General features: G+C 33.6%; 26 protein-coding genes. 17 read left to right on the plus strand and 9 right to left on the minus strand.

What is annotated here, in order from left to right; all coding sequences use genetic code 11:
- Positions 1–47: 47 nt before the first annotated feature.
- From BN2628_RS00415 to rplU, 5 genes are all read right to left on the minus strand, one after another.
- The gene (locus tag BN2628_RS00415; RefSeq protein ID WP_055095548.1) at positions 48–2,570 is read right to left on the minus strand and encodes a glycosyl hydrolase 115 family protein; all 2,523 of its coding nucleotides are present in this window, start codon (positions 2,568–2,570) and stop codon (positions 48–50) included.
- A gap of 8 nt (positions 2,571–2,578) precedes the next feature.
- Positions 2,579–4,927 (minus strand): GH92 family glycosyl hydrolase, encoded by a 2,349-nt coding sequence (locus tag BN2628_RS00420; RefSeq protein ID WP_044230754.1) that lies wholly within the window; start codon positions 4,925–4,927, stop codon positions 2,579–2,581.
- Between the two features lie 139 nt (positions 4,928–5,066).
- The gene (locus tag BN2628_RS00425; protein WP_257606328.1) at positions 5,067–5,546 is read right to left on the minus strand and encodes a low molecular weight protein-tyrosine-phosphatase; all 480 of its coding nucleotides are present in this window, start codon (positions 5,544–5,546) and stop codon (positions 5,067–5,069) included.
- 203 nt (positions 5,547–5,749) lie between these two features.
- Positions 5,750–6,007, minus strand: a complete 258-nt coding sequence (rpmA, locus tag BN2628_RS00430) for a 50S ribosomal protein L27 (RefSeq protein ID WP_021929890.1) — start codon at positions 6,005–6,007, stop codon at positions 5,750–5,752.
- 21 nt (positions 6,008–6,028) lie between these two features.
- Positions 6,029–6,340: a 50S ribosomal protein L21 gene (gene rplU, locus BN2628_RS00435; protein WP_044230772.1), complete on the minus strand. Its 312-nt coding sequence runs from the start codon at positions 6,338–6,340 to the stop codon at positions 6,029–6,031.
- A 1,202-nt stretch (positions 6,341–7,542) separates the two neighbouring features.
- Between rplU and BN2628_RS17730 the strand changes: the two genes are divergently transcribed.
- Positions 7,543–7,785 carry an RNA polymerase sigma factor gene (locus BN2628_RS17730; RefSeq protein WP_407065487.1) on the plus strand — a complete coding sequence of 81 codons (243 nt, stop codon included), beginning with the start codon at positions 7,543–7,545 and terminating at the stop codon, positions 7,783–7,785.
- Between the two features lie 860 nt (positions 7,786–8,645).
- Here the strand turns inward: BN2628_RS17730 and BN2628_RS00460 are convergent.
- The 4 genes from BN2628_RS00460 to BN2628_RS00475 all read right to left on the minus strand — a co-directional run bounded on the left by BN2628_RS00460 (position 8,646) and on the right by BN2628_RS00475 (position 10,384).
- The gene (locus BN2628_RS00460) at positions 8,646–9,035 is read right to left on the minus strand and encodes a hypothetical protein (RefSeq protein WP_055095552.1); all 390 of its coding nucleotides are present in this window, start codon (positions 9,033–9,035) and stop codon (positions 8,646–8,648) included.
- A gap of 244 nt (positions 9,036–9,279) precedes the next feature.
- The gene (locus BN2628_RS00465; RefSeq protein ID WP_055095554.1) at positions 9,280–9,600 is read right to left on the minus strand and encodes a hypothetical protein; all 321 of its coding nucleotides are present in this window, start codon (positions 9,598–9,600) and stop codon (positions 9,280–9,282) included.
- Between the two features lie 10 nt (positions 9,601–9,610).
- Positions 9,611–10,027 carry a hypothetical protein gene (locus BN2628_RS00470; RefSeq protein WP_055095556.1) on the minus strand — a complete coding sequence of 139 codons (417 nt, stop codon included), beginning with the start codon at positions 10,025–10,027 and terminating at the stop codon, positions 9,611–9,613.
- A gap of 3 nt (positions 10,028–10,030) precedes the next feature.
- The gene (locus tag BN2628_RS00475; protein WP_055095558.1) at positions 10,031–10,384 is read right to left on the minus strand and encodes a helix-turn-helix domain-containing protein; all 354 of its coding nucleotides are present in this window, start codon (positions 10,382–10,384) and stop codon (positions 10,031–10,033) included.
- A gap of 122 nt (positions 10,385–10,506) precedes the next feature.
- Here BN2628_RS00475 and BN2628_RS00480 point away from each other — a divergent pair, with 122 nt between their 5' ends.
- From BN2628_RS00480 to BN2628_RS00550, 16 genes are all read left to right on the plus strand, one after another.
- Positions 10,507–10,707 (plus strand): hypothetical protein, encoded by a 201-nt coding sequence (locus BN2628_RS00480; RefSeq protein WP_055095560.1) that lies wholly within the window; start codon positions 10,507–10,509, stop codon positions 10,705–10,707.
- A complete protein-coding gene (locus BN2628_RS00485; RefSeq protein WP_055095562.1) occupies positions 10,704–12,959 on the plus strand; it encodes a primase-helicase family protein in 2,256 nt (751 codons plus the stop codon). Before BN2628_RS00480 ends, BN2628_RS00485 begins: the two co-directional genes overlap by 4 nt.
- An 11-nt stretch (positions 12,960–12,970) precedes the next feature.
- Entirely contained in the window at positions 12,971–13,732 is a 762-nt protein-coding gene (locus BN2628_RS00490; RefSeq protein WP_055095564.1) for a pentapeptide repeat-containing protein, read from the plus strand.
- Between the two features lie 40 nt (positions 13,733–13,772).
- Positions 13,773–13,955 carry a hypothetical protein gene (locus BN2628_RS00495; protein ID WP_055095566.1) on the plus strand — a complete coding sequence of 61 codons (183 nt, stop codon included), beginning with the start codon at positions 13,773–13,775 and terminating at the stop codon, positions 13,953–13,955.
- Positions 13,952–14,425 (plus strand): DNA N-6-adenine-methyltransferase, encoded by a 474-nt coding sequence (locus tag BN2628_RS00500; RefSeq protein ID WP_055095568.1) that lies wholly within the window; start codon positions 13,952–13,954, stop codon positions 14,423–14,425. The genes BN2628_RS00495 and BN2628_RS00500 overlap by 4 nt, the downstream gene beginning before the upstream one ends.
- Before the next feature lie 16 nt (positions 14,426–14,441).
- Entirely contained in the window at positions 14,442–14,633 is a 192-nt protein-coding gene (locus BN2628_RS00505; protein WP_055095570.1) for a hypothetical protein, read from the plus strand.
- Positions 14,621–14,926 (plus strand): hypothetical protein, encoded by a 306-nt coding sequence (locus BN2628_RS00510; RefSeq protein WP_055095572.1) that lies wholly within the window; start codon positions 14,621–14,623, stop codon positions 14,924–14,926. Before BN2628_RS00505 ends, BN2628_RS00510 begins: the two co-directional genes overlap by 13 nt.
- Positions 14,923–15,348 (plus strand): hypothetical protein, encoded by a 426-nt coding sequence (locus tag BN2628_RS00515; protein ID WP_055095574.1) that lies wholly within the window; start codon positions 14,923–14,925, stop codon positions 15,346–15,348. The genes BN2628_RS00510 and BN2628_RS00515 overlap by 4 nt, the downstream gene beginning before the upstream one ends.
- Before the next feature lie 353 nt (positions 15,349–15,701).
- The gene (locus tag BN2628_RS00520) at positions 15,702–15,980 is read left to right on the plus strand and encodes a hypothetical protein (protein ID WP_055095576.1); all 279 of its coding nucleotides are present in this window, start codon (positions 15,702–15,704) and stop codon (positions 15,978–15,980) included.
- Complete coding sequence (locus tag BN2628_RS00525; RefSeq protein ID WP_055095578.1) at positions 15,977–17,416, plus strand: hypothetical protein; 1,440 nt, start codon at positions 15,977–15,979, stop codon at positions 17,414–17,416. The genes BN2628_RS00520 and BN2628_RS00525 overlap by 4 nt, the downstream gene beginning before the upstream one ends.
- Before the next feature lie 7 nt (positions 17,417–17,423).
- Positions 17,424–17,813 carry a hypothetical protein gene (locus BN2628_RS00530; RefSeq protein ID WP_055095580.1) on the plus strand — a complete coding sequence of 130 codons (390 nt, stop codon included), beginning with the start codon at positions 17,424–17,426 and terminating at the stop codon, positions 17,811–17,813.
- Positions 17,814–17,825: 12 nt separating this feature from the next.
- On the plus strand, positions 17,826–18,068 hold the full coding sequence (locus BN2628_RS00535) for a hypothetical protein (RefSeq protein WP_055095582.1): 243 nt from the start codon (positions 17,826–17,828) through the stop codon (positions 18,066–18,068).
- Between the two features lie 257 nt (positions 18,069–18,325).
- Positions 18,326–18,943 carry an LEA type 2 family protein gene (locus BN2628_RS00540; protein ID WP_055095585.1) on the plus strand — a complete coding sequence of 206 codons (618 nt, stop codon included), beginning with the start codon at positions 18,326–18,328 and terminating at the stop codon, positions 18,941–18,943.
- A 15-nt stretch (positions 18,944–18,958) separates the two neighbouring features.
- Positions 18,959–20,635, plus strand: a complete 1,677-nt coding sequence (locus BN2628_RS00545; RefSeq protein ID WP_055095587.1) for a transglutaminase domain-containing protein — start codon at positions 18,959–18,961, stop codon at positions 20,633–20,635.
- Between the two features lie 24 nt (positions 20,636–20,659).
- The gene (locus tag BN2628_RS17105; protein WP_154668351.1) at positions 20,660–20,833 is read left to right on the plus strand and encodes a hypothetical protein; all 174 of its coding nucleotides are present in this window, start codon (positions 20,660–20,662) and stop codon (positions 20,831–20,833) included.
- Positions 20,834–20,844: 11 nt separating this feature from the next.
- Positions 20,845–21,246, plus strand: coding sequence for a hypothetical protein (locus BN2628_RS00550; RefSeq protein ID WP_055095589.1), 402 nt, complete (start codon positions 20,845–20,847; stop codon positions 21,244–21,246).
- Positions 21,247–21,250 lie beyond the last annotated feature (4 nt).

Raw genomic sequence — 21,250 nt, forward strand, 5'->3', positions numbered from 1 at the left:
AACCCTTACTCAACTCTTATTTTTTGTAACTTTTATTCTTAAACATTTCATCTTACAGGGAATTCATAAAAATCAGGGACATCACCAATTCCAACCATAATTTGGTCCAAAACTATATTTGGAGTTAATGAACAAATTGATATTTCCACATTTCCTAACTCCTTAAATTCATATTCTATTGCTGAAATAACCTGATTTCTTAATACATTTTGTTTCCATTTTTCACTTCTTCCTCTCACACTATAATCAACAGTATCAACATACCTACCATTCACGTAAACTGCAATTTTAAGTCCTTCTCCATTTATATCATGATTAGGTAATGTCGCAATCTTTATAAATCCTTTTCCTATTTTATCTAAGAAAAAAGAATATCGAACAACAGAGTTTTCCTCCATTTGGATCGATTCAAAACTATGACCAACTCCAGGCAAAACCGTCACTTCTGTATCATCAAATACACCTTTTATTGCATTCACTGCCCAAACCCAATAATCAGCGTTATTCTTATCTACATTATTTACAACTTTTATTGAATCATAAAAGTTGAATACTGGTGCCTGAAATACAGGTATATTCCGTGGTGCCATATTCATCATTTTATTCCACTTCCCTTTTGCTATGCCTTTATTATAATGTTCTGTAAGTTTTTCAATATTGTGATAAGCCTGTAAACTCAGCTGAGCATAAATACCTGATAATGCTGTATCACATCTATTATAATATCTCGCTAACTGTGCATTCAACAATTTCTGATTCATCTGTGCAGCCGCTGACACTGGGTACAAAACCATTTCAAAATATGCATCTTTTCGATTTTCTTTAATTTTCGAGGCTGTAAATTCTGCTTTTTTTTGAAGTCTAACATATTCCGACAGACGAGCAGACAATTCTTCTCTAAAAAATGGATTATATTCAGTATCAATAACTGGAGTTAAACCTGGATATACACCTTCTTCTACCCTATTCCATCCCATATGTTCCGGTTTCCGGATAGCTCCTAAATGATAATACTTTTTCATTATATCTGTTATCTGTCCAGCTACTTCCTGTCCAAAAGTTTTCTTATTCCACCCCAACATATGCTGAAAAACCGTAGATTCATCAACAACGTTTATATTCCATGCCAAATCTAAAAAGAATTCTGAAAGATATTCTGCAGCTTTAAAATCCCCGACATTTAATATCCATATTTTACGGGCATTATAATCATACGCACGTCTCATCTCCGAATAAATTTGTCCTGGAGACGTTGAAGTCAGCCACAAATAATCATGAGGACGTCCCCAATATGATACATGATAATAAACACCAGAACCGCCAATTCTCTCTTGCTCTTTCTTATTACTTAATCTTCTTATATAACCATAATTATCATCACACCATATCAACGTTACATCTTCAGGAACCTCCAGACCATAATCATACACATCAAGAACTTCTTTATATGGAATAAATACTTGAGGAATTGCACCCACATTTTCATCAATATTATTTTTCAACAATCTTCGTTGATCTTCAATTACTTTGTTCAAATAAAATTTATATTCTTCAATATTTCTAACCCCTTCCATCATATCATCATGAATACCTCGCATCCCTATAGTATATATATTTTCTGAATTTTTTAATTCGGCCAATCTTTCTTTCCAAAAACGGAGGACTCGTTCTCTATTTTGAGGATAATTATACGCTCCGTTTTTCTTCCTATCCCATTCTCCTAACGCACAACGCATCATTGGTTCACAATGCGAAGTTCCAATAATAATTCCATATCTATCTGCCATTTCCTTGTTACCTTCCACTAAATAAAAAGGTATAGTGCATTCATGCATAGCAGGCCAAAGCGTATTCGCTCTCAATCGTAATAAAAGTTCAAAAACCTTTTCATAAACCTTCGGACCAATAGCCCCTCTTTCTGATGTAGAATCACAAGTTTCCGTAGCCCATGGCATAAATCCCCAATCTTCATCATTTATAAAAACTCCCCGATATTGCACTGACGGAATTTGAACAGTATCAACTCTACCCAGTATAATAGAAGACTGTTTTTCTGATAGCACATCTGCAAAATAGTGCCAAGGAGACACCCCTATAATTCGTGAAAGTTCTAAAATACCATATGCTGTACCACGATTGTCACTCCCTACAATAACTAACGTTTCTGCTCCTTTCCATACAATTTTTTTCAAAAGAAAACCTTCCCATTTATTACGTATTTCCGATAAATCCAACACACCTTTTTCCTCTAGATAACCAATAGCATTATTCCGTCCAACAGTTCCTACAATCAAATTACCTCTAATATTACTGGCATGGTCCGAAATTGTCAAAATACTACTTCCTGTAACAGTTTCTACATCTTTTTGGAATAAGGTAATAGCTGTATGTACCACCAAAGCTTCATTCTCATTTACTAACAATCTCGTAGTACATTTTCCTTTCTCTGCTAATACAAAACCCCTTGTTGACGAATACAAATTCGACGACATCAAAAATAAAATAATTATTATATACCATTTCTCACAATTAAAATGAGCATATCTCCTAAACATCCACACTTCTCCCATAAATTTTTTTATTTAAAATATTTATCATCTTTTATTCCCCATCGTTTATTAGGATACGGTCCTAACACTAATTCCAGTGTACCACCATTAGCTAAATCCCAATGAGAAAATCGAAAATCCTCATTAAGGGGAACCCCATTCAGAAAAGCCGATTGTATATAAATATTCTTAGATGAAAAATTACGAGATACAATTTTAAATTCTTTTCCCTTATAATAATGGTTATCCAGTTGTATAACAATTTCCTCAAATAGAGGAGTCGTTATCTCATAAACCGGATCAACAGACGCCCCTCCCTGAATATCAAATAATCCAATAGCCATTAGAACCCCTAATGCTCCAAATTGTCCCTGATCTTCATCTCCATTATATCCACCATACGGAGAAATATCTCCAAAAACTTCTTTCTTTATTTTCCTTACCCAATATTGGGTCAACCAAGGAGCTCCAGCGTGACTAAACAGATGAGCCATATGTAAAGATGGCTGATTCTCATAATCGACCCAACTCTCTGCATGCTTACCATGTTCCGTTATCCAACGATTGAGCGATGCTCTTTCGAATTGTTCAGATAATTTTTTAAGAAAGGCTTCTCTCCCTCCAACAAGTTCAATCAGATCTGGCAAATTATGGGGTACATAATAAGTAAAAATTGCAGAATTACCTTCAACAAAGCCCTTTGCATTGAATCCTTTTTCTATTGGAGTAAAATTGTGATACCACTCTCCATTCTCTAATTTAGGACGTATCCATCCTACTGATGAATCAAATAAATTACGATAATTAAATGAACGATTATAGTATCTTTTAAAAATATCTTCACGTCCTAAAGATTTTGCAAACTGGGAGAGACACCAATCCTCATAAGCAAAATATAAGGTTAATGCCGCACTTTCTCTATGATTACCTGGAGGGAACACACCTTCTGGAACATACCCCAAACGATCATAATATTCTACATATCTATTAGGAGAACTTTCATATCCTGCATGGTCACGAATTCCACCTGGTTCTGCATTTTTCAATGAGCCCTCAAGAGCAGCCTCTACATCAAAATTCCGTATTCCTTTATTATAAGCAGCTGCAATCATTGGTATAGCCTGATCTCCTACCATAACATAAGTATAATTTCCTCCACTTGGACCACGAGCAATCATTCCTCCATTTTTATAAAAATCTATAAGTGTAGCATTAAAATCATTTAACACTTGAGGATAAGCTATAGACCATAAAATATTCAAATTCCATTCTGATCCCCAAAATGCATCAGAATTATAATGATTACGGAATGATACTCCTCGAGCATCTACTGGCAACTGTCGAATACAAAGTTTAGAGCCTGTATTATCTATATACTTACCATTTATATCACTAAATGTATGACGTCCCAAAAGGGAATGCCATAAATCCGTATAAAACTTTATTTTATCTTCTTCAACTCCCCCTTTTATTTTTATCACACTCAATTTCTCATTCCATTCATCTCTCGATTCTTTCACAACTCTATCAAAATCCCAATGATCAAGTTCCATTCTCATATTCAAAGCCGCTTGCTGAGTACTAACATATGAAATTGCAACTTTTACCAATACACTTTTTTCTTTTGATAAATCAAATGTTACATATCCACCACATTCTTTTCCCGATATTTTTCTCGTATTCAAATACAACATTTTGTCTTTATCAGATATCTTTTGTTTCTTCCACCCTCCACTACATAATATAGGCAAGTTAAACTTAATTGTAAAATAAACGGTACAGGATTTCTTTCGCCGCTCTGTCGGGGCCATAACCACATATCCTTGTATCTCTTTGTCATTAATAACTTCAAATCCTGCTGTTTCCATAGGACCATGAGCTAAATATGCTCCTATGTCAAAAAGAATATGGCCCTTACTGACACTATCAGGATACGCATACCGATGAAAACCTACTCGGTTTGTTGACGTCAATTCTGCAGAAATTCCATATCGATTAAGAAATAATTTATGATAACCAGGCTTTACTATTTCAGACGAATGCGAAAACGATGACTTATTTTTTTCAAACCCCAGATGTCCATTCATATTACCAACAACTGGCATTATTGGGATTCCTGCTAACTGCCAATCATGTATGTGACTAAAACATCTAACTTCCGTAGAATCATACAGATATCCAGAATTCCAAGTTCCGATAACCCATGTATCCGGACTAAGGCTAACCATTCCAAATGGACGACAAGCTGACTGGAAATAAAACCAACGAGACTTATGTGAATCAATTAGTGGATCTACATAATCAACTGGCTCACATGCATAAGTATAAAAAAAATGACAAAATAAAATAAAAAATGAAAAGAATATATTTTTCATCATACCACAATTTAACTTATAGACCTTTTTAAAAAAGTCGCAGAATATCCATTTTTCCCTATTAAAAAAACCGAGAAAAATTAAATAACCTATAAGTCTTTCTTATTTTAACAGAAAAATATATTCCTAATTCAAAAGCAATTTATTTAATTAATTGTTTTAACAATCCAGAACAAGCATCTTCTAATATATCGAGAACCTGCTCGAAGCCATCACTCCCAGAATAATATGGATCAGGAACATGGTCAACCTGCAGACGAGTACAATAATCAGTCATCAGATATACTTTTCGCATCGACTCCACATCTGGAGCCAATCTCCGTAATTCATCAACATTCATATCATCCATAGCTATAATCATATCATATTCATCAAAATCATCAATTCTTATCTGCCGTGAACGATGTGTAAGATTATACCCTCTCCTTAAAGCATGGGCTCTCATTCGAGAATCAGGTAAATCTCCTGCATGACCTCCATAAGTCCCTGCTGAATCAACTTCAATTAAATATCCTAACTTAGACACTTTTATAAACTCCTTCATAATACCCTCTGCCGCTGGAGAACGACAAATATTTCCTAAACAGACAAAAAGTATTTTATATCTTTTCCCTAACATCATAACTAAATTTATCTACATTTTAATTTACAACAAATATAACAGAATTTACTTATTTTATATCGTACACAAATAGCAAATCTCTACTCTTTTTAAACTTACAAAAACAATAAAGAAAAAGGTATGGGAAATATTTCCCATACCTTTTTCTTTATTGTAATCAGATAAAAGTATCTCTACTTTTATCTCGCTACAAACCAAACCGATTAGTTCTGAGGTTCTACAGAAACATAAGAACGATTATCTTTTTTTCTGCGGAAAACAACAACACCATTCACCAAAGCAAATAAAGTATGATCTTTACCCATACCCACATTTTCACCTGGATGATGGACTGTCCCTCTTTGACGAACGATTATATTGCCAGCTTTAGCAACTTGTCCACCAAAAACTTTAACACCTAATCGTTTACTTTCTGATTCACGGCCGTTCTTTGAACTACCGACACCTTTCTTATGTGCCATTTTCTTTAAGTTTTAATAGGGTTAAGCAACAATCTCTTTAACTAACACTTCCGTAAAAGCTTGGCGATGACCGTTACGTTTACGATAACCTTTTCTTCTTTTTTTCTTGAAGACGATAATTCTTTCTCCTTTAAGGTGAGATAATACTTCACATACAACCTTAGCACCTTCTACAAGAGGGGTTCCAACTTTTACATCTCCGTCGTTGTCTATCAACAACACCTTGTCAAATTCAACAGCAGCACCTTGGTCTGCTGCTAAACGATGAACAAACAATTTTTTGCCGGCTTCAACTTTAAATTGCTGTCCTTGAATGTCTACAATTACGTACATCTGTTTTTTTATTATACAGGTTACCTTCGGAAGGTGGAAGAACTTTTTACTTCTCTTGTCTACCTTGCCGAAATAAAGTTGCAAAATTACATCTTTATTTTTTATACACAAATTCTTTTACTAAGAAAATCATTTGATGTCCTTAGTTAAAAGAAATAATTGTTTTTTTTAATCATTATTCTTCCATAGAGAAAAAATTTACCCGCATGTTGAAACAAATGCAGTATAATAACCAACTAATTATAGTTACCCTGAATCTGTTAAAAAAAGAAGGACTAGATATAAAGAAAAGAGAATTTGGACAATCATGGAAAATAAAGGAGAAAGGCATTGAACACTATGCCTGCTACGAAAGACAAAACTATATTATAATTATTAGAATAGGGATAAAATATTACATCCGTTCTATTGAAACTTTGTAATGATGATCGATTTAGAAAAATTTCCTAAACGGCAAGGTTCTTTACTCCCATTTTTCAGAAAGACAATTCTTAAAATTAGTGTAATAATGAAACAGTTCAGACCTGTCATTGTAATCATGTTCTTTTTTAAAGATAAACTGCAGAAAATGATAATATATATACATCTTGCACACATCATACACAAAATATACCTTTAACAATATAATAAACAATGTTATTTATGTTATCGTTTTACTTTAGCCTCTTCAGGAAGAGGACATAGAAAGGCAAAAAACTTTCGCTTGAACCTTAAAGCTTATCTTTATACTAATAAATTCATTTTTAAACTAAAAAAACACATTTTGGGGCACTACTCTCCAAATAATAATTCCATTTTTAATTTAAAAACATATTTTTTCATGAGATTTTGTGAAAATTCCAAATAAATTATTTACGTTTGTAACGCAAAACAAAATCAAAAAATACATAAATAAAATGTTAGGTAAGAGGAAAAAAGAGCCTCCGCCTTTGAATACATTCTATTTATGTATTTTTATTTTGATGTTTTGCAAACTCTAAATAGGCGGAGGCTACTTTATATTACTAATATTAAATTGAGTAGCCGTGAAAAAATATTACTTTTTATTGTTGTATTTACGCAAGTATCGTTTAGAACGCCTTTTTCAAAGCGTTGTCTGGATCTTTCGGCTAAGAGCCATTGATAAAACATTGTATAGGGATATAAAGTTCATTCCTAAAAATCGTAAAAGAGTGATGATTGAAGATCCGAATTTGAAGTTTATGAAAGAATATTTTTCAGAAACACACAATAAGGTGCCACTATCTCCACTTTGCGGGCTAAAATTAGTAAATAAAATCATAACCGAGTCACTAAATGAAAAATATCGTTTAGTGCTAGGATTATATTTGTCTAATCACAATTATCAGGAAATTGCAAAGGAAATGAATATTTCCGTTACATCCGTAAGGCAAAAAATATATTTCATTCGAAAAACTTTATCTGACAAACTACCGAAATCTTAATATATCGATACTTATTTACAAAATACTCTTTCACTCGGTATTTCCCATATTCATAGCCATCTCAATACGATTAAATATGTGCCCTCAAATAAAAGAGCATAATTCACAAATAACTAAATTCCGAAAACCATACGATGGGAATTTTCTTTTACAAAAAATTCTTCGTCCTAATACTGATATTACAAATTCTAAAAATGCAGTCAAATAGTTGGTAGATAAAATTACCACGTTAAAAAAACAGTGTTCAATCAGAAGAAGGCTTGGAAAGTTTCTATATTATTCGTTCCATTCTCCTTCTACATGTCAACATCAATCAAATAACAACATTATGACATACTTTTTTATTTTGAAACATTATTAAACAACCGTAAACCGATGTGTCCTCTATATTTCAATGGTAATAATAAGTACTTAGTAACCTTCTCCAAAAACATGTAACAAAATATCGTATCGATTGCCTCGACAATGTTATAAATATGGTCAAGATATCATAAAAGTAACTGATTATTATAAAAACCTGATATATTAATTATAAGCCCATCATGATCAGATATCCACAAACAGCAGCAACTAATTTCCTCATCTCAATAATCATATAAGCAAATTATATCTCCATCTAGAATTGCTATCTGCAATTTCCTATATAGTCGCTTTCCCAAAACAGAAATTCCTTCTGTCAGACGTTCCTTCAAGTAAGAGTTCTGAACCAAATAAGAAGAAAATACTCGTAGAAAAGTCAGATAATTATCCCGAGTTTGAGCTGTATTTTCCCTGTCAATATAAACATAATCCAAAAACTCTGATACGAACATCCTATCAAACTGGTATATGTAAGTAATCGGAACTTTCCGACCTTGATTCTATTTAACCATATTCCGGAGGTAAGAAGCATAACCTATATATGTTTCTTCCCGGTAGTTCCCATCGGCAAACATTTTTTCAATAAAACGACGATATTTTTCGCATACCTCTGTAAAAGTATGATATGCACGAGAATTTTCAGCTTCTATCCAGGGATTCCATCCTTCATCTAGTTTACGGGATATTCGTTTACACAGCTCATTGGCATATCTTCTTCTGTCCGCTGCTTTCTCGATAAAATTAATTTTGATTGTTTTGATGCGCATTTTACCTGCAACAGGATCGAATGCATAAAAACCGATATACCACCGTTTCCCAACATATAATTTGGGATAAGTATAACCAATAATTTCTTTTAGCGCAGTTTGGCCTTTCTTTTTTGACAACATTTTTTTACATTCTTCGCAAGTAGCAAAAAATGTAACGTTAGATATCCTATTTTATCTCTCTCTGCCGTACCTCTGCCGGCATATATAAACTAACACAGCCTAACTATTTATTAACTAAATAGTTAGGCTGTAATCTGTCGGGGTGAGAAGAACCCTTTGTACTGATTTATGTTTTATAAATGACCGATTTTCAATATTCAATATATGTATATTTTTATACATTTCTCCCGTATTTCTCCCGGTATTATTCTTTAAATTTTATTGCCTCTCCCCTATCAATACCTCCAGGAACATGATATATAATCACTGCATCTGCATCGGGATATTTTTTTTTCGTATTAATTACTAACGATTCTTTAACCTCTCTATATCCCATATCATGCCATCTCCCTTTTACTTCTCCTAATGTTTCATAAGGCAAAACAGGATTACAATCCATGAAAGTGTAAATACCTCTTTCCCGATTAACTTCTCCGGTAGATTTATTAGGGACATAATTAATAGTCGCTGAAACAAGAACCATAAATAATACCCCCAACACAAAAAATAAAATATTTTTTTTCATAACATATTAATTAATAATGTAAATTAAAAACTACATATTCACAGGGTTTAACATTCTTATATTCTCTGGTAAATATTCTTGGCTCTAAAAGATAACCAGAAGCCTGCTTAAGTTCTACTTTAGCAAATCCTGCTTTTACCTCAATTTTATTTGATTCTGAATTCCGTTCAACTTCACATATAAGATCATTATTTACATATACATAATATGGATAATTTCTATTATTTTTTACCGTCAAATAAAATATTCCTTTAGCTTCACAATTTCTAATAGATTTATCTTTATTATTTATTATTTGTACATTATCTATATTCTGTAATTCTTTGGGTTTATTAGAAGAATCTCTTAAAACAAATATGTATATAAACAAACAAATACATAAAGTAACTGATACTCCACATACAAAATATAAAATATTATCTTTCATAGACTATTTATTTTGGTTTAATAAATGCTGTATAAATCGCTCTTTTTCTTTTAGAAGCTCTTTCAAATTTTCAATTTCTCTTTGTTCCGCAGACATAAATATCTGGTCTCCAACACCATTGTTAATTTGGTTTTGATTTCCAATTACTGTACTATAAGTGGTTTCATCAAAAAAGTAACTTACTGGTACATTCAAAACTTTAGCAATCTTATCTAATAATTCGCAATCAATCGAAGACTTTTTTTTAATATTAGACATATATTCCCTACTTATGCCCACCAATTCCGCAACATCTTTTGTTTTTAAAGAAGGATTATTCCTTATAATTTTATCTATCTCATTACCAATATGTTTCATAAAAAGCGTAATTTATTTGGAAATTATTATGTGAATTATTTGGATATTTATTTTCATTTTGTTTACTTTGTGTGTGCAATCATACACAATATTAGTAAAAATACTTTAAAAGAGTATCAAAAATGGAAAAGAAAAATGCGTTACGGGAATGGGTCTACTCCCTACCTTATTCAGAAGTTAATCAAAAAAGGGATGAAATTATTACTCGCTGCAAAATAACGCCTTATGTCTGGCGGAACTGGTTGGCCGGTAGAACTCCGGTTCCCGAACTGGCAAAACCTGTGGTTAACGATATCGCAAATAAAAACGTATTTGAGGTATGATAACGGCATTACAAGAATATTATAATAAACGCATTAAGGAAGTCGGGCTAACAAAAGAGACAAATAAACGTATTATCTCTTTTGAAGGCCGGCCGCAAAGTGTGCAGATTATAGGTATAAATGAAAAGTCGGATGCTTTAAGTATTCCTTATTGTGATCCCTCCGGTGATGCAGCTATGTATCAGGAGGGAAACAAAACAAAATTGTTCGAACGTTTACGCTATCGGATTCCTCGCACGTGGAAAGATTCGGAAGGTAAGGAGAAAACACAACGTTACAGCCAGCCACCACGGACGGGGGTATATACGTATATGACTCCTGGAATAGTAGAAGCATACAAAAAAGCCGAAAAGATAGATACTTTATTTATTGTCGAAGGTGAACTAAAGGCTATTGCGGGGGATATTGCAGGACTTAACATTATAGGTATCGGAGGAATACAAAATATAAAGGATAAAGAAAATAATCAAATCGATTATTACATAACTTTAATCATGGAGCGTTTAACTCCTGATAACGTAGTGTTACTTTTTGATGCTGATTGTCTCTCAATCAAGTATAAAGAAAAAGAAGATTTATCTTTAAGGTTACGAAATTTTTATAACTCGATTTGTGCTTTTCGGGAACTCATGAAGGCTTATTCATGTGATTTATATTTTGCGCATATCGATGAAAAATTTGTCGAGACGGCAAAGGGACTTGATGATCTTCTTTTTTCACAAAACCAGGAAGGAAAAGAAAAAATCGTAAAAGAGCTTACTTCTTTGTCTGTCGGTAAAAAGTCTTTTGTTAAATTTATTCCTCTTATTGCCGGATCGGATAGAAAACTTTCGCGTTACTTTTCGCTTACTGGAGCTTCGGAATTTTACGAAACGTACAAACACATCATACAAGACAAGGAATTTAACTACCAGGGCAGTAATTATTACTTTGACGGTGAAAAGCTGACAAAGACATTTTACCAGCAGGCCAAATTATATATTCGTGTCGGATGTGACTTTTATAAAAAAGTATGGAAAATCAACTTACATAAAGAAAGCAAACACCAAACTCCAATAATGGTATTGCGTCCCTGGTCGATTGGTGAAATTAACCGGGATTTTGGAGACAATAAAAAATTTATCGGAATGATTCCGAAGTATGACCAGTTTGTAAATTTACCCTGCAACACAAAAGATTATAGACGTATTATCCAATACGTACATGAAGGCATAACAACCTATTCTTATAACTTATATAACGAACTGAATCACACGATAACGCCAGGGGATTTCCCTACTATCAAGCAATTTTTAAGGCACATTTTTTCAGCGAAAAATACGGCTGGAGATAGTCTATACGAATTCGGATTAGATTACATTCAAATTACCTTTTTTAATCCTACTCAAAAATTACCGGTTCTTTGTTTTGTTTCAAAAGAACGTAATACGGGTAAATCCACATTTTTGCAATTTATGCGGCTGATATTTCAAGAGAATACGGCAATATTAGATAATGAACGTTTCACCGGCAAATTTACTTCTCATTTCGTACATAAATTAGTTGTTGCCCTGGATGAAGGTTTTATTCCTATCGAGCAGAAATTAATGAAAGAGCGCATAAAAAATTACTCCACGGGTCAAACGCAATGGCTGGAAGGGAAAGGAAAGGACGCGAACGAAATAGACAATTTTATGCACCTTATTTTGTGTTCGAATGATGAAAATAATTTCATGCAAATAGATGAAGGAGAAAACAGGTTTGCGGTTATCAAAGTTCCTACTTTGCCGTTTGATGATCCCAAAATATTACAGAAGCTCGAAAAAGAGGTAGGGCACTTTTTACACTTTCTTTCGCATAGAAAATTGTTTTATGAAACCGGCAAATCTCGCTTTTCTTTTGATACAAAGATTTATGAAACAGAGATATTAAAGAAAGTGCAGGAGCGTACGATGAATAAAGTACATAAAGAGATTAGACAATATATTACCGACTGTTTCATAAAATACGATGCTCAAATATTAAAATTTGCCCCTGTGGATTTGGCGCGTGAAATTAGTTCTGAAGGTTCTTTTCGTATATCTAAATCAGACGTTGCCGACTACTTGAAATATGAGTTAAATATGGTTCCTTGTCCGTATGGCAGGTACGACTTATGGCACTTAAAACTAAATGAATGCGGGGAATTTGTTGCAGAAATTTACGGAAGTAAACCAGGCACTCCCTACGAATTTCATAGGGAAGATTTTGTAAAAGAAGATACTAACCAATAAATATATTAAGAATGAAAACTAAAATAGAAATAAAATCAATTTTTGGGAATGTACTATTTTCTTTTGAGAAAGAGAACAACACAATTAAAGATACATTAGAAGACGCTTATTTGAGAGGCGCTTATTTGAGAGGCGCTTATTTGGCAGGCGCTAATTTGGCAGGCGCTAATTTGAGAGGCGCTGATTTGGCTGACGCTTATTTGAGAGGCGTTAATTTGGGAGATGCTGATTTGAGAGGCGCTAATTTGATAAACGCTTATTTGAGATGCGCTAATTTGGTAGGCGCTGATTTGAGAGGCACTGATTTGAGAGGCGCTAATTTGATAAACGCTTATTTGAGAGACGCTAATTTAAGAGGCGCTAATTTGGCAGGCGCTAATTTGAGAGGCACTAATTTGAGAGGCACTAATTTGGCTGACGCTGATTATTCAGAATATACATCTTTCTTGTCATTACAATGTCCAATAGAGGGAAGTTTTATAGGGTGGAAAAAATGCTGTGGATATATCGTTAAATTAAAAATATGTGAGGATGCAGAGAGAAGTTCATCAACATCTCTAAAATGTAGATGTTCAAAGGCGGAGGTATTGGAAATACAAAATCTGGATGGTAGTGTCGCAGATATAACAGAAATATGTTCTAACTATGATAAAAACTTTATATATAAGGTGGGTGAAACAGTTGAAGTAAAAAACTTTGATAAATGCAGATGGAATGAATGTTCCACCGGAATACACTTTTTTATAGATAGAGAAATAGCAAAACAATATTAAGTCTAACCAATAAAATAAACAATATAAAACTTTTAACAGAATGAGAATAATAAGAATAAAGAAAAGAGACGGAGATTATTATACAACATCTACTGACGGGCTAACATTTGCATGTGAAACAATACCGGAGATATTAATCTCAATATACAATCAGTTTATCAAAAATAAAAGGTATAAATTTTATGTCGTTTTAGAAATCGATAATATGGAGGGTACTATATGAAAAGAGACAATCAAAACAGTACAGACGAATGGTATACACCTTTATACATAATAGAATCTTTGGGAGAATTCGATTTGGATCCTTGTGCACCGATTTTCCCTTTGTGGCAAACAGCAAAGACAATGTATAATAAAAATGATGATGGACTACAAAAAAAATGGTTCGGGCGTGTGTGGCTTAATCCTCCTTACTCCAGACCATTAGTAGAACAATTTATTAAAAGAATGTCAGAACATAATAACGGAATCGCATTACTATTTAACCGTTGTGATAATAAAATGTTTCATGATATTATATTCAAAAAAGCCGTTTCGATATTCTTTTTAAAGAGCAGAATAAAATTTTTTAGACCTAATGGATCCCAGGGAGGAAATCCAGGATGCGGGAGTATACTAATTGCCTTTGGCAAAAATAATGACGACATATTAAGAAATTGTTCTTTAGAAGGCAAATATGTAAAACTTAACTAATAAAAAACATATAACTATGACACTTGACGAATTTATAAAAGAAGTAGACGAAATGCGAAAATTACAGAACTGGTATTTTCAAAATAAAAACAAAGCTTCATTACGGGATGCGAAAGTACAGGAAAAAATAGTAGATAAAATGATATATGATTATAAAGTAGAGAGAATAAACAAACTTCAAACCAAATTAGAAATATGGAAAGAATAACAAACATTTTAATGTACTCATTGCCGCCAGCATTTTTAGGAAGTGTAATTACCTGGTTAGCTAATCGAAAAAAAAGCAAAAATGATTTTTTAAACGACTTGCAAGACTCTATTAATAGACTTGTAGATGAAAATAAAAAACTACTCGAAAAGGTATTAGCCTTACAAAGTGAAAATATTAACCTTCTAAATAATCAGGAAACAATGAAACTTGAGCTAAACAAACTTCGTTCTGACAATCAAAAATTATTGCAACAGGTAAAAGAATTAAAATTAAAGATTGAGAGAAAATGAAAAGATTATTATTCCTACTCTTTGCGTTACTTCTGATCGGATGCAAACAGACAAAATATATCACGTTGAAAAATGATACTATCATTAAAGAACGAGTTATACCGGTACAGCTGCCGGAGGATTCCTCTTTATTGGTTGCTTTGTTTGAATGCAACGAACGGAACGAAGTTATATTAAAGGAGTTATCAGAGGAAAAAACAAAAAGGTTTAAATCTGATGTAACATTCAACAACGGAAAATTAAACTATCGCGTAAAGACATTAATAGATACAGTATATATTCCGGTAAAAGATACAATAATAAAAAATGAAGTTGCCTTACCGGTAGTTGAAAAATCGAATACAAAAATTTTTTTTATCCTTTTTCTTGTATTTGTCGGAGTAGTAGAGGTAATAATAATAAGGCTAATATTTAAAAAGTAATTTTTCTATCAATTTTTTTTATTTACAAAATTTACATTTTTTACAAACAGATATAAATAAAAGAAAATCAAATAATTAACCTTGTAAATTTTTATTTCATGAAGAATTTTATTTTTTACACTTTTTACAAAAATATCCCGTTTGTAAATTTTCTTGTAAATTTTTCAAAAACTTTTTTACAAGCTCAAACACCGATGAATAAAGCGTTTGAGACGCTTGTAAAAAATGTAAATTAATTTTCTTAGTTCATCAGGAGAGATAAAAATACATACACTATATACCCCTAAAAAAAGGGCAATAAAACAGTAATAAATCACTAAAAAAACAGTAATAACAATTTAAAATTTATGATTATGAAAAAAAATGAATTAGTTACCATGGCTACAGATTCAAATCTGAAAAACTTACAAGTAATTTCCACTTATCCGGCAAAAGATATTACAAATTCTTCTTTTGTTCCTGCATTAAATGTCATTCGTATTTGTGCGATCGAAGATTCGAGAATAAAAAAAGACGGAGATACTGGAGACGGAATATTAATTCCAGCTGGATGTATAGATTATTTTTCAGTTAATCCAGGAGATAGTTTTTCACTGACTGGAAGCGCTAATATAATGGGTATAGAAATATGAGAAAATTAAATAAGTTATATTCTTTTTCTTCGTCGGACAATCCTAACGGAGTCGGAGGAAAAGAAACTTACGGCTCCGGCAAGAAATTTCCTATCTGGAATAGTATGGCCGGAACTGATAAGATTAAAAGTTTTAAACTGTTAGGTTATACGGTTCAGAACGGCACACCGACACCGGAGGCACCTATACCGCTATTGTCAGTAGGTGATGAAGGTCTGAAACTGTGTATATCTGATTCTGAAACCGGAATTGCTTTGCAGGTTGTCAATTTCGGTGATGTTGTTCTACGTTCTTTGCCTAACGGGGTTTGCGATTCTATCGAGTGGGACGGAAAGAATTGGAAACATGTACAAAGAATTGTTAGTATAATAATAGATGAAAACACTACGATACAAGATCAGTTAGAAGCAAGTAATAGAATTGTGGTACAAGTAGATTATACTTTGGTTACTAAATCTTCTGCAAATAATACGAATCTTTGTTCTAAAATATCTAATTCGGCAAGTAGTGTACCGCGTTTCCATAATTATCCGAATACTATTTACGTAGTATGGAATTCTAATAAACCGGCTACTTTTGAGGAGGCTAAATCTCTTATAATGGGTGCGGAGTTTTGTTGTGAATTGGCCGAACCGGTAGAGACTATTTTAGAAGGAATACCCGCCCCGCAAACGTCCGACAATGAAACATGGTTCGGCGCTCCTCCTGCATCGGTCAAACCTTATATGATGTGTGAATGTAAGGTCAAAAAGGCGTTAAAGTATCAAGGTGATATTAGTGCATGGTGGTACTTTGGGGGTAACAAATCGAATGAGACAGACCGGCAAATAACCGATATCTCCGGAAATGGCAACGACTTGACGCCTTATAATTTTGCTTGGACTCGCGAAAGCGGGTGGGATCAGGGTGGTATTCATTCTGACGGTATCGATGATATAATAGATGATAATGAATCTCGTTCATATAAAGTTAAAGACGCCTTAATAACTACCTCAAACTTTGAAAAAATATCTGCTGAAAATATAGATTGCATAATTGGTGCAAAAATTATGTATAATAATTATAAATATAATTGCAGATTACATATTGGTAACTCCTTTTTTGTCGTTGTTCCCGATTACATTTTAAGCCTAAAACCTTCCGATATTTCTGTTGAAGAAGCAAATAATACAAATTATTTTCTTATTTCTAATAAAGAAGAAGAGTTTTTGGGTATAAGTTTATTTGGTTATTTTAAGAACGCTCGTTATTATTCTAAAGGTACCTTACATGAATTAGTACTTTTCGGAAATAAACTTACAGATTCTGAAAATGAAAATAATCTTAAAGTAGCTAAACAACGTAACGGAGTGGATGGTGATATAAACATACTCCTGGCTGACTCTAACGGAGATTTACTCACAGATTCAGAAAATTATTATTTAACATCAAACTAAAAAAAGTATGGAAACAAAAAAATTAAATTATACAGCAGAAGAAATTAATGCTCTATTGGAAAAAATAGAGAATTTACCCACAATACCCTCATTTCACGAATTTTCTTATGATGTGTACGGATTAAATGAAAGTCAAAGTTCAGGGCAAATTCAATCGATAATTGAGGCTGATAGCGGGAGTTGGGACAATTTTGTATTGAATTGTTCGAAAGATATATTAAAAGTGAGGAATTCTAATTCGTCCGCTATGCATTCATCTTTAAATGTACAATGTTGGGACGTAAATGAGTTGTATGTTTCTTTTGAATTTACATTAGGAAGTACTTTATATGAAATAACTGTTCAAAATGATAACGGACTTTACGAAGTGTCAAGAACAGAAACACAATTAGCTTAAATATTTATAACTATGAGATTTTACAAAATACCTATTTCAGATTTAAAAGAAATTGATCCCGATTGGGAACATAGACGTACAAATATAGAAGGTACAGAGGCAATTATACATGAAGAAATATTATTATCGATATTGCCACAACCGTTAAACAATGATATGTTAAGTGTTCCCTATCCTATTTACGAATCAAACAGTAAAGAATTTGAACAACTATTATCTTCTCCTGAATGGACTACAGAAGAAGAAAGGAGCTAATTATGAAAGTAATTAAAAACAAAGATGTAGCAAAATTATTTAATTGTTCTCTTGCAACTGCTACAAGAAGAATGCAACTATTTCGAAGGGAAACCGGCAGGCATAGATATTGCCCTATTCCCGAAAGTGAATTTTTGAGCTTTTACCACCTCGACGGTATAAAAAATATTAAATAATTTCACTCTTTGCAAGCCTTTCAAGGTGGTGTTATAGTATAAACTTCTAACAGCTATATTTGTGAAAAACAAGTAAATAGTATGTTAGAAGTTTTACTTTTAGGCCTTGGCCTCTATTGGTTATATAATGCAGCAACTACCGGAGCGGCTTTGCTCCGTATGCAGATTGAGCCCGTCGGATTCAGGTTCTATAAAATTACCTGGACAGATACAATTATAGATTTAAGTTTACGATTCCAGAACATTTCTACAAAAGACATTACCGTACAGGGAATACAGTTCTCAATCTGGATAAATAATACTTATATCGGTAGTTCTTCACAACCGTTGAATTTAAGAGTAAATAACTATGGTATGTTTACTGTTCCACTTCGGATCAGACTTTCCACAAGCAAACTATTAAAATTATTGTCGCAATATATTTCCACGTCGGCCAACGAATACGGATTGAAAATAGACCTAAAGGGACGTGTTGGCGCTTCCGGTGTATCGTTCCCGGTAAATACTTCTTTTTCTGTAAGTATTCCTTCTATTAAATCACTAATAGAAAAAATACAAGCTCTGATTAACAACCAGAAAAACGACGATTTAGTAACACAAGTTCCGTCCGATTTTTGGGAAAACATAAAAATACCGGGAAGCAACAATAATGGCAATAATAACAACAACACCGGTTCCGACGGAACTGTTTGGGTATAATAAATTTTGGTTGGTATGGATAGAATAGCCCCAGCGAAAAATACAAATAGAGTAGTAGTAAAGCGAGGTACTACGGACGATATAATAAAAACGATACTTGAATGTTATTCGTTGAATTATAGACAGGTCAAGCCGCTTTGTAAAAATATCGCTGGGGACTATTTGCAAAAATGTAAACTTATTTTTGACCTGGTAGATCAAAATATTACTTATCAACTTGACCCAATCGGAAAACAAAATATAAAGACTCCAGCGAGACTCTGGCAAGATAAAACCGGTGACTGCAAAGCATACGCAATATTTATTTGTTCGTGCCTCCGCTGTTTGGATATTCCGCATGTTTTCCGGTTTACGTCTTATACGTCCAGACCGGAACCGACACACGTTTACGCGGTCGCATTTGATGAAACCGGACGGGAGATAATTGTCGATCCCGTATTCAAAATAAACGGTGTAGCACAATTTAATAGAGAATGTAAATATAATTTCAAAAAAGATATGAGCGGTACAACTGAAATTTCATACTTAGCCGGTATCGGTTACCCGGGGGAAGGAGAAAGCAATGTTATCCGATTTTCAGGGAACAGAGTAAGAACTCGTCGGGAACAGGATTTATTATTTAATCTGAATCTGTTAAACATGATGTATTCAATAGAATCGAAATACGGAAAAAATCCCGCTGAACTACAGTTCTTATTTCAAAAAATGAGTATTTGTTCTTCATGCTTGAATTGCTTCGACATTGCAGACCAAGGACTAATAACAGATGCGGATCACGGATTGACCTATGTACTTTATCTCGTAAAAAATGGTAAGTTCAATTTGCCGGATCGGGCAACACTGGCAGAACATACACAAAATTTGCAAGAAATCTACGGTGCAATTGTTCAGAACGCAAATAATATAAATGTAGATGAAACAGCCTTTTTTACACTGTACAATCTTACCGGGGCTACTGTTGTAGATAATATCGTTGCAGAAGTAGAAAACGGGGTATCCCCTACTTTCGGAGGTATAGGAGACATTAACAGCGGTTACGACCAATGGGCAAAAGACTATGCTTCTATCATATACACCGATCCGACAAAAGGGCAATTTGTTGTAGAAGCCGTACGGATATTGAAAGATTCGGCAGCGTATTTTATGTACACATTTATCCCTGACAATGAATTATCAGAGTATAAAGAAATTGTACAAAAAAAACGTTCTGAATATTTTAAACTCCTTAACAGATTCCAGGATAACAAACTTTTGACACAAGCACAATGCGAGGCCGTTATATTTTTATCCATAAGGGATAAATGGGGAATGACTCCTACCGATTTTCTTGCTAATGTAAAGGCCGGTGAAATTCCTATGATAGGAGACCCGCTTACCATTATAGCAACAGTCATCGGTTTATTGGTTTCTATTTTATCCGCTGCTGCTCCCCTTTTAGCTGCATTGAAAAAAGATCAGGACGAAATAGTAGAAGGAATCAGCGTAAATGCTCCCACCTTAAGCGACGGTGTATTCCCGGAATATAACACCGACTACTCTGGAAGTGGTGGTACAACAGTCGTACCGGACAATAATAATTCAGGATTTACAACAGCGTCAGATAACCTTATACCTATGCTATTGATTGGAGGTACTCTAATAGTCATGGTTAAGAAATCCGGCAAAAAATCAAAGAAGAAAAAGAAAAAATAATAACCCTTTTTTAAAATCAATTTTATGGCAAAGAAAAGAAAATACCCCAAAGAGCCCAAAAGAAGCGCTTCTCTCGAAACATGGAGAAACTACAGGGACAAAGTTAAAGAGGTCGACAAATATAATGCCGAACTCGAAAAGAGAAAAAAAGAGAAAGAAAGAGTTATCGCGGATGCGAAACGATTAAAAAAACGTTAAAATTTTAAGATATGAGAAAAAGAAATAAAGGTAAATGGAATACCGTTACCCGAATTGCCGGGGGTGCCGTTGCCGGTGTCCTGGCAGAGGTAGTTAACAGCATGCTTTTAAGCAGTGTAAACCCTCTATACAAAAATGCAGGTATCGCAATTGTCGGTGCTGCATTACCTGAATTTGTAAGTTTTGAAGGTGCGAACGAAGTCGGAACCGGTTTAGTTGCCGTTGGTGCGGCTAACCTGGCAGCAAAATATATTACGAAATCAAGTGTTGCCGGAATAGACTACGGACGTTTCAACAATGCGATCAGCGACAATATGTCGAGATATTGGAACGATACTATTAACCCGGCTGGAGGGTTTAATAATGCTGTTTCCGGTAGAGGTCGCAAAAAAAAAATAGGAGTGGTTCAGTAAGTAA

It is taken from the genome of Gabonia massiliensis (assembly GCF_001403595.1).
GTDB lineage: Bacteria > Bacteroidota > Bacteroidia > Bacteroidales > Coprobacteraceae > Coprobacter > Coprobacter secundus.

Excerpts from the sequence above, each read along its gene's own strand:
- BN2628_RS00415 (WP_055095548.1), bottom strand. The coding sequence starts at position 2,570 with ATGGGAGAAGTGTGGATGTTTAGGAGATATGCTCATTTTAATTGTGAG.
- BN2628_RS00420 (WP_044230754.1), bottom strand. The coding sequence starts at position 4,927 with ATGATGAAAAATATATTCTTTTCATTTTTTATTTTATTTTGTCATTTT.
- BN2628_RS00425 (WP_257606328.1), bottom strand. The coding sequence starts at position 5,546 with ATGATGTTAGGGAAAAGATATAAAATACTTTTTGTCTGTTTAGGAAAT.
- rpmA (WP_021929890.1), bottom strand. The coding sequence starts at position 6,007 with ATGGCACATAAGAAAGGTGTCGGTAGTTCAAAGAACGGCCGTGAATCA.
- rplU (WP_044230772.1), bottom strand. The coding sequence starts at position 6,340 with ATGTACGTAATTGTAGACATTCAAGGACAGCAATTTAAAGTTGAAGCC.
- BN2628_RS17730 (WP_407065487.1), top strand. The coding sequence starts at position 7,543 with ATGAAAGAATATTTTTCAGAAACACACAATAAGGTGCCACTATCTCCA.
- BN2628_RS00460 (WP_055095552.1), bottom strand. The coding sequence starts at position 9,035 with ATGTTGTCAAAAAAGAAAGGCCAAACTGCGCTAAAAGAAATTATTGGT.
- BN2628_RS00465 (WP_055095554.1), bottom strand. The coding sequence starts at position 9,600 with ATGAAAAAAAATATTTTATTTTTTGTGTTGGGGGTATTATTTATGGTT.
- BN2628_RS00470 (WP_055095556.1), bottom strand. The coding sequence starts at position 10,027 with ATGAAAGATAATATTTTATATTTTGTATGTGGAGTATCAGTTACTTTA.
- BN2628_RS00475 (WP_055095558.1), bottom strand. The coding sequence starts at position 10,384 with ATGAAACATATTGGTAATGAGATAGATAAAATTATAAGGAATAATCCT.
- BN2628_RS00480 (WP_055095560.1), top strand. The coding sequence starts at position 10,507 with ATGGAAAAGAAAAATGCGTTACGGGAATGGGTCTACTCCCTACCTTAT.
- BN2628_RS00485 (WP_055095562.1), top strand. The coding sequence starts at position 10,704 with ATGATAACGGCATTACAAGAATATTATAATAAACGCATTAAGGAAGTC.
- BN2628_RS00490 (WP_055095564.1), top strand. The coding sequence starts at position 12,971 with ATGAAAACTAAAATAGAAATAAAATCAATTTTTGGGAATGTACTATTT.
- BN2628_RS00495 (WP_055095566.1), top strand. The coding sequence starts at position 13,773 with ATGAGAATAATAAGAATAAAGAAAAGAGACGGAGATTATTATACAACA.
- BN2628_RS00500 (WP_055095568.1), top strand. The coding sequence starts at position 13,952 with ATGAAAAGAGACAATCAAAACAGTACAGACGAATGGTATACACCTTTA.
- BN2628_RS00505 (WP_055095570.1), top strand. The coding sequence starts at position 14,442 with ATGACACTTGACGAATTTATAAAAGAAGTAGACGAAATGCGAAAATTA.
- BN2628_RS00510 (WP_055095572.1), top strand. The coding sequence starts at position 14,621 with ATGGAAAGAATAACAAACATTTTAATGTACTCATTGCCGCCAGCATTT.
- BN2628_RS00515 (WP_055095574.1), top strand. The coding sequence starts at position 14,923 with ATGAAAAGATTATTATTCCTACTCTTTGCGTTACTTCTGATCGGATGC.
- BN2628_RS00520 (WP_055095576.1), top strand. The coding sequence starts at position 15,702 with ATGAAAAAAAATGAATTAGTTACCATGGCTACAGATTCAAATCTGAAA.
- BN2628_RS00525 (WP_055095578.1), top strand. The coding sequence starts at position 15,977 with ATGAGAAAATTAAATAAGTTATATTCTTTTTCTTCGTCGGACAATCCT.
- BN2628_RS00530 (WP_055095580.1), top strand. The coding sequence starts at position 17,424 with ATGGAAACAAAAAAATTAAATTATACAGCAGAAGAAATTAATGCTCTA.
- BN2628_RS00535 (WP_055095582.1), top strand. The coding sequence starts at position 17,826 with ATGAGATTTTACAAAATACCTATTTCAGATTTAAAAGAAATTGATCCC.
- BN2628_RS00540 (WP_055095585.1), top strand. The coding sequence starts at position 18,326 with ATGTTAGAAGTTTTACTTTTAGGCCTTGGCCTCTATTGGTTATATAAT.
- BN2628_RS00545 (WP_055095587.1), top strand. The coding sequence starts at position 18,959 with ATGGATAGAATAGCCCCAGCGAAAAATACAAATAGAGTAGTAGTAAAG.
- BN2628_RS17105 (WP_154668351.1), top strand. The coding sequence starts at position 20,660 with ATGGCAAAGAAAAGAAAATACCCCAAAGAGCCCAAAAGAAGCGCTTCT.
- BN2628_RS00550 (WP_055095589.1), top strand. The coding sequence starts at position 20,845 with ATGAGAAAAAGAAATAAAGGTAAATGGAATACCGTTACCCGAATTGCC.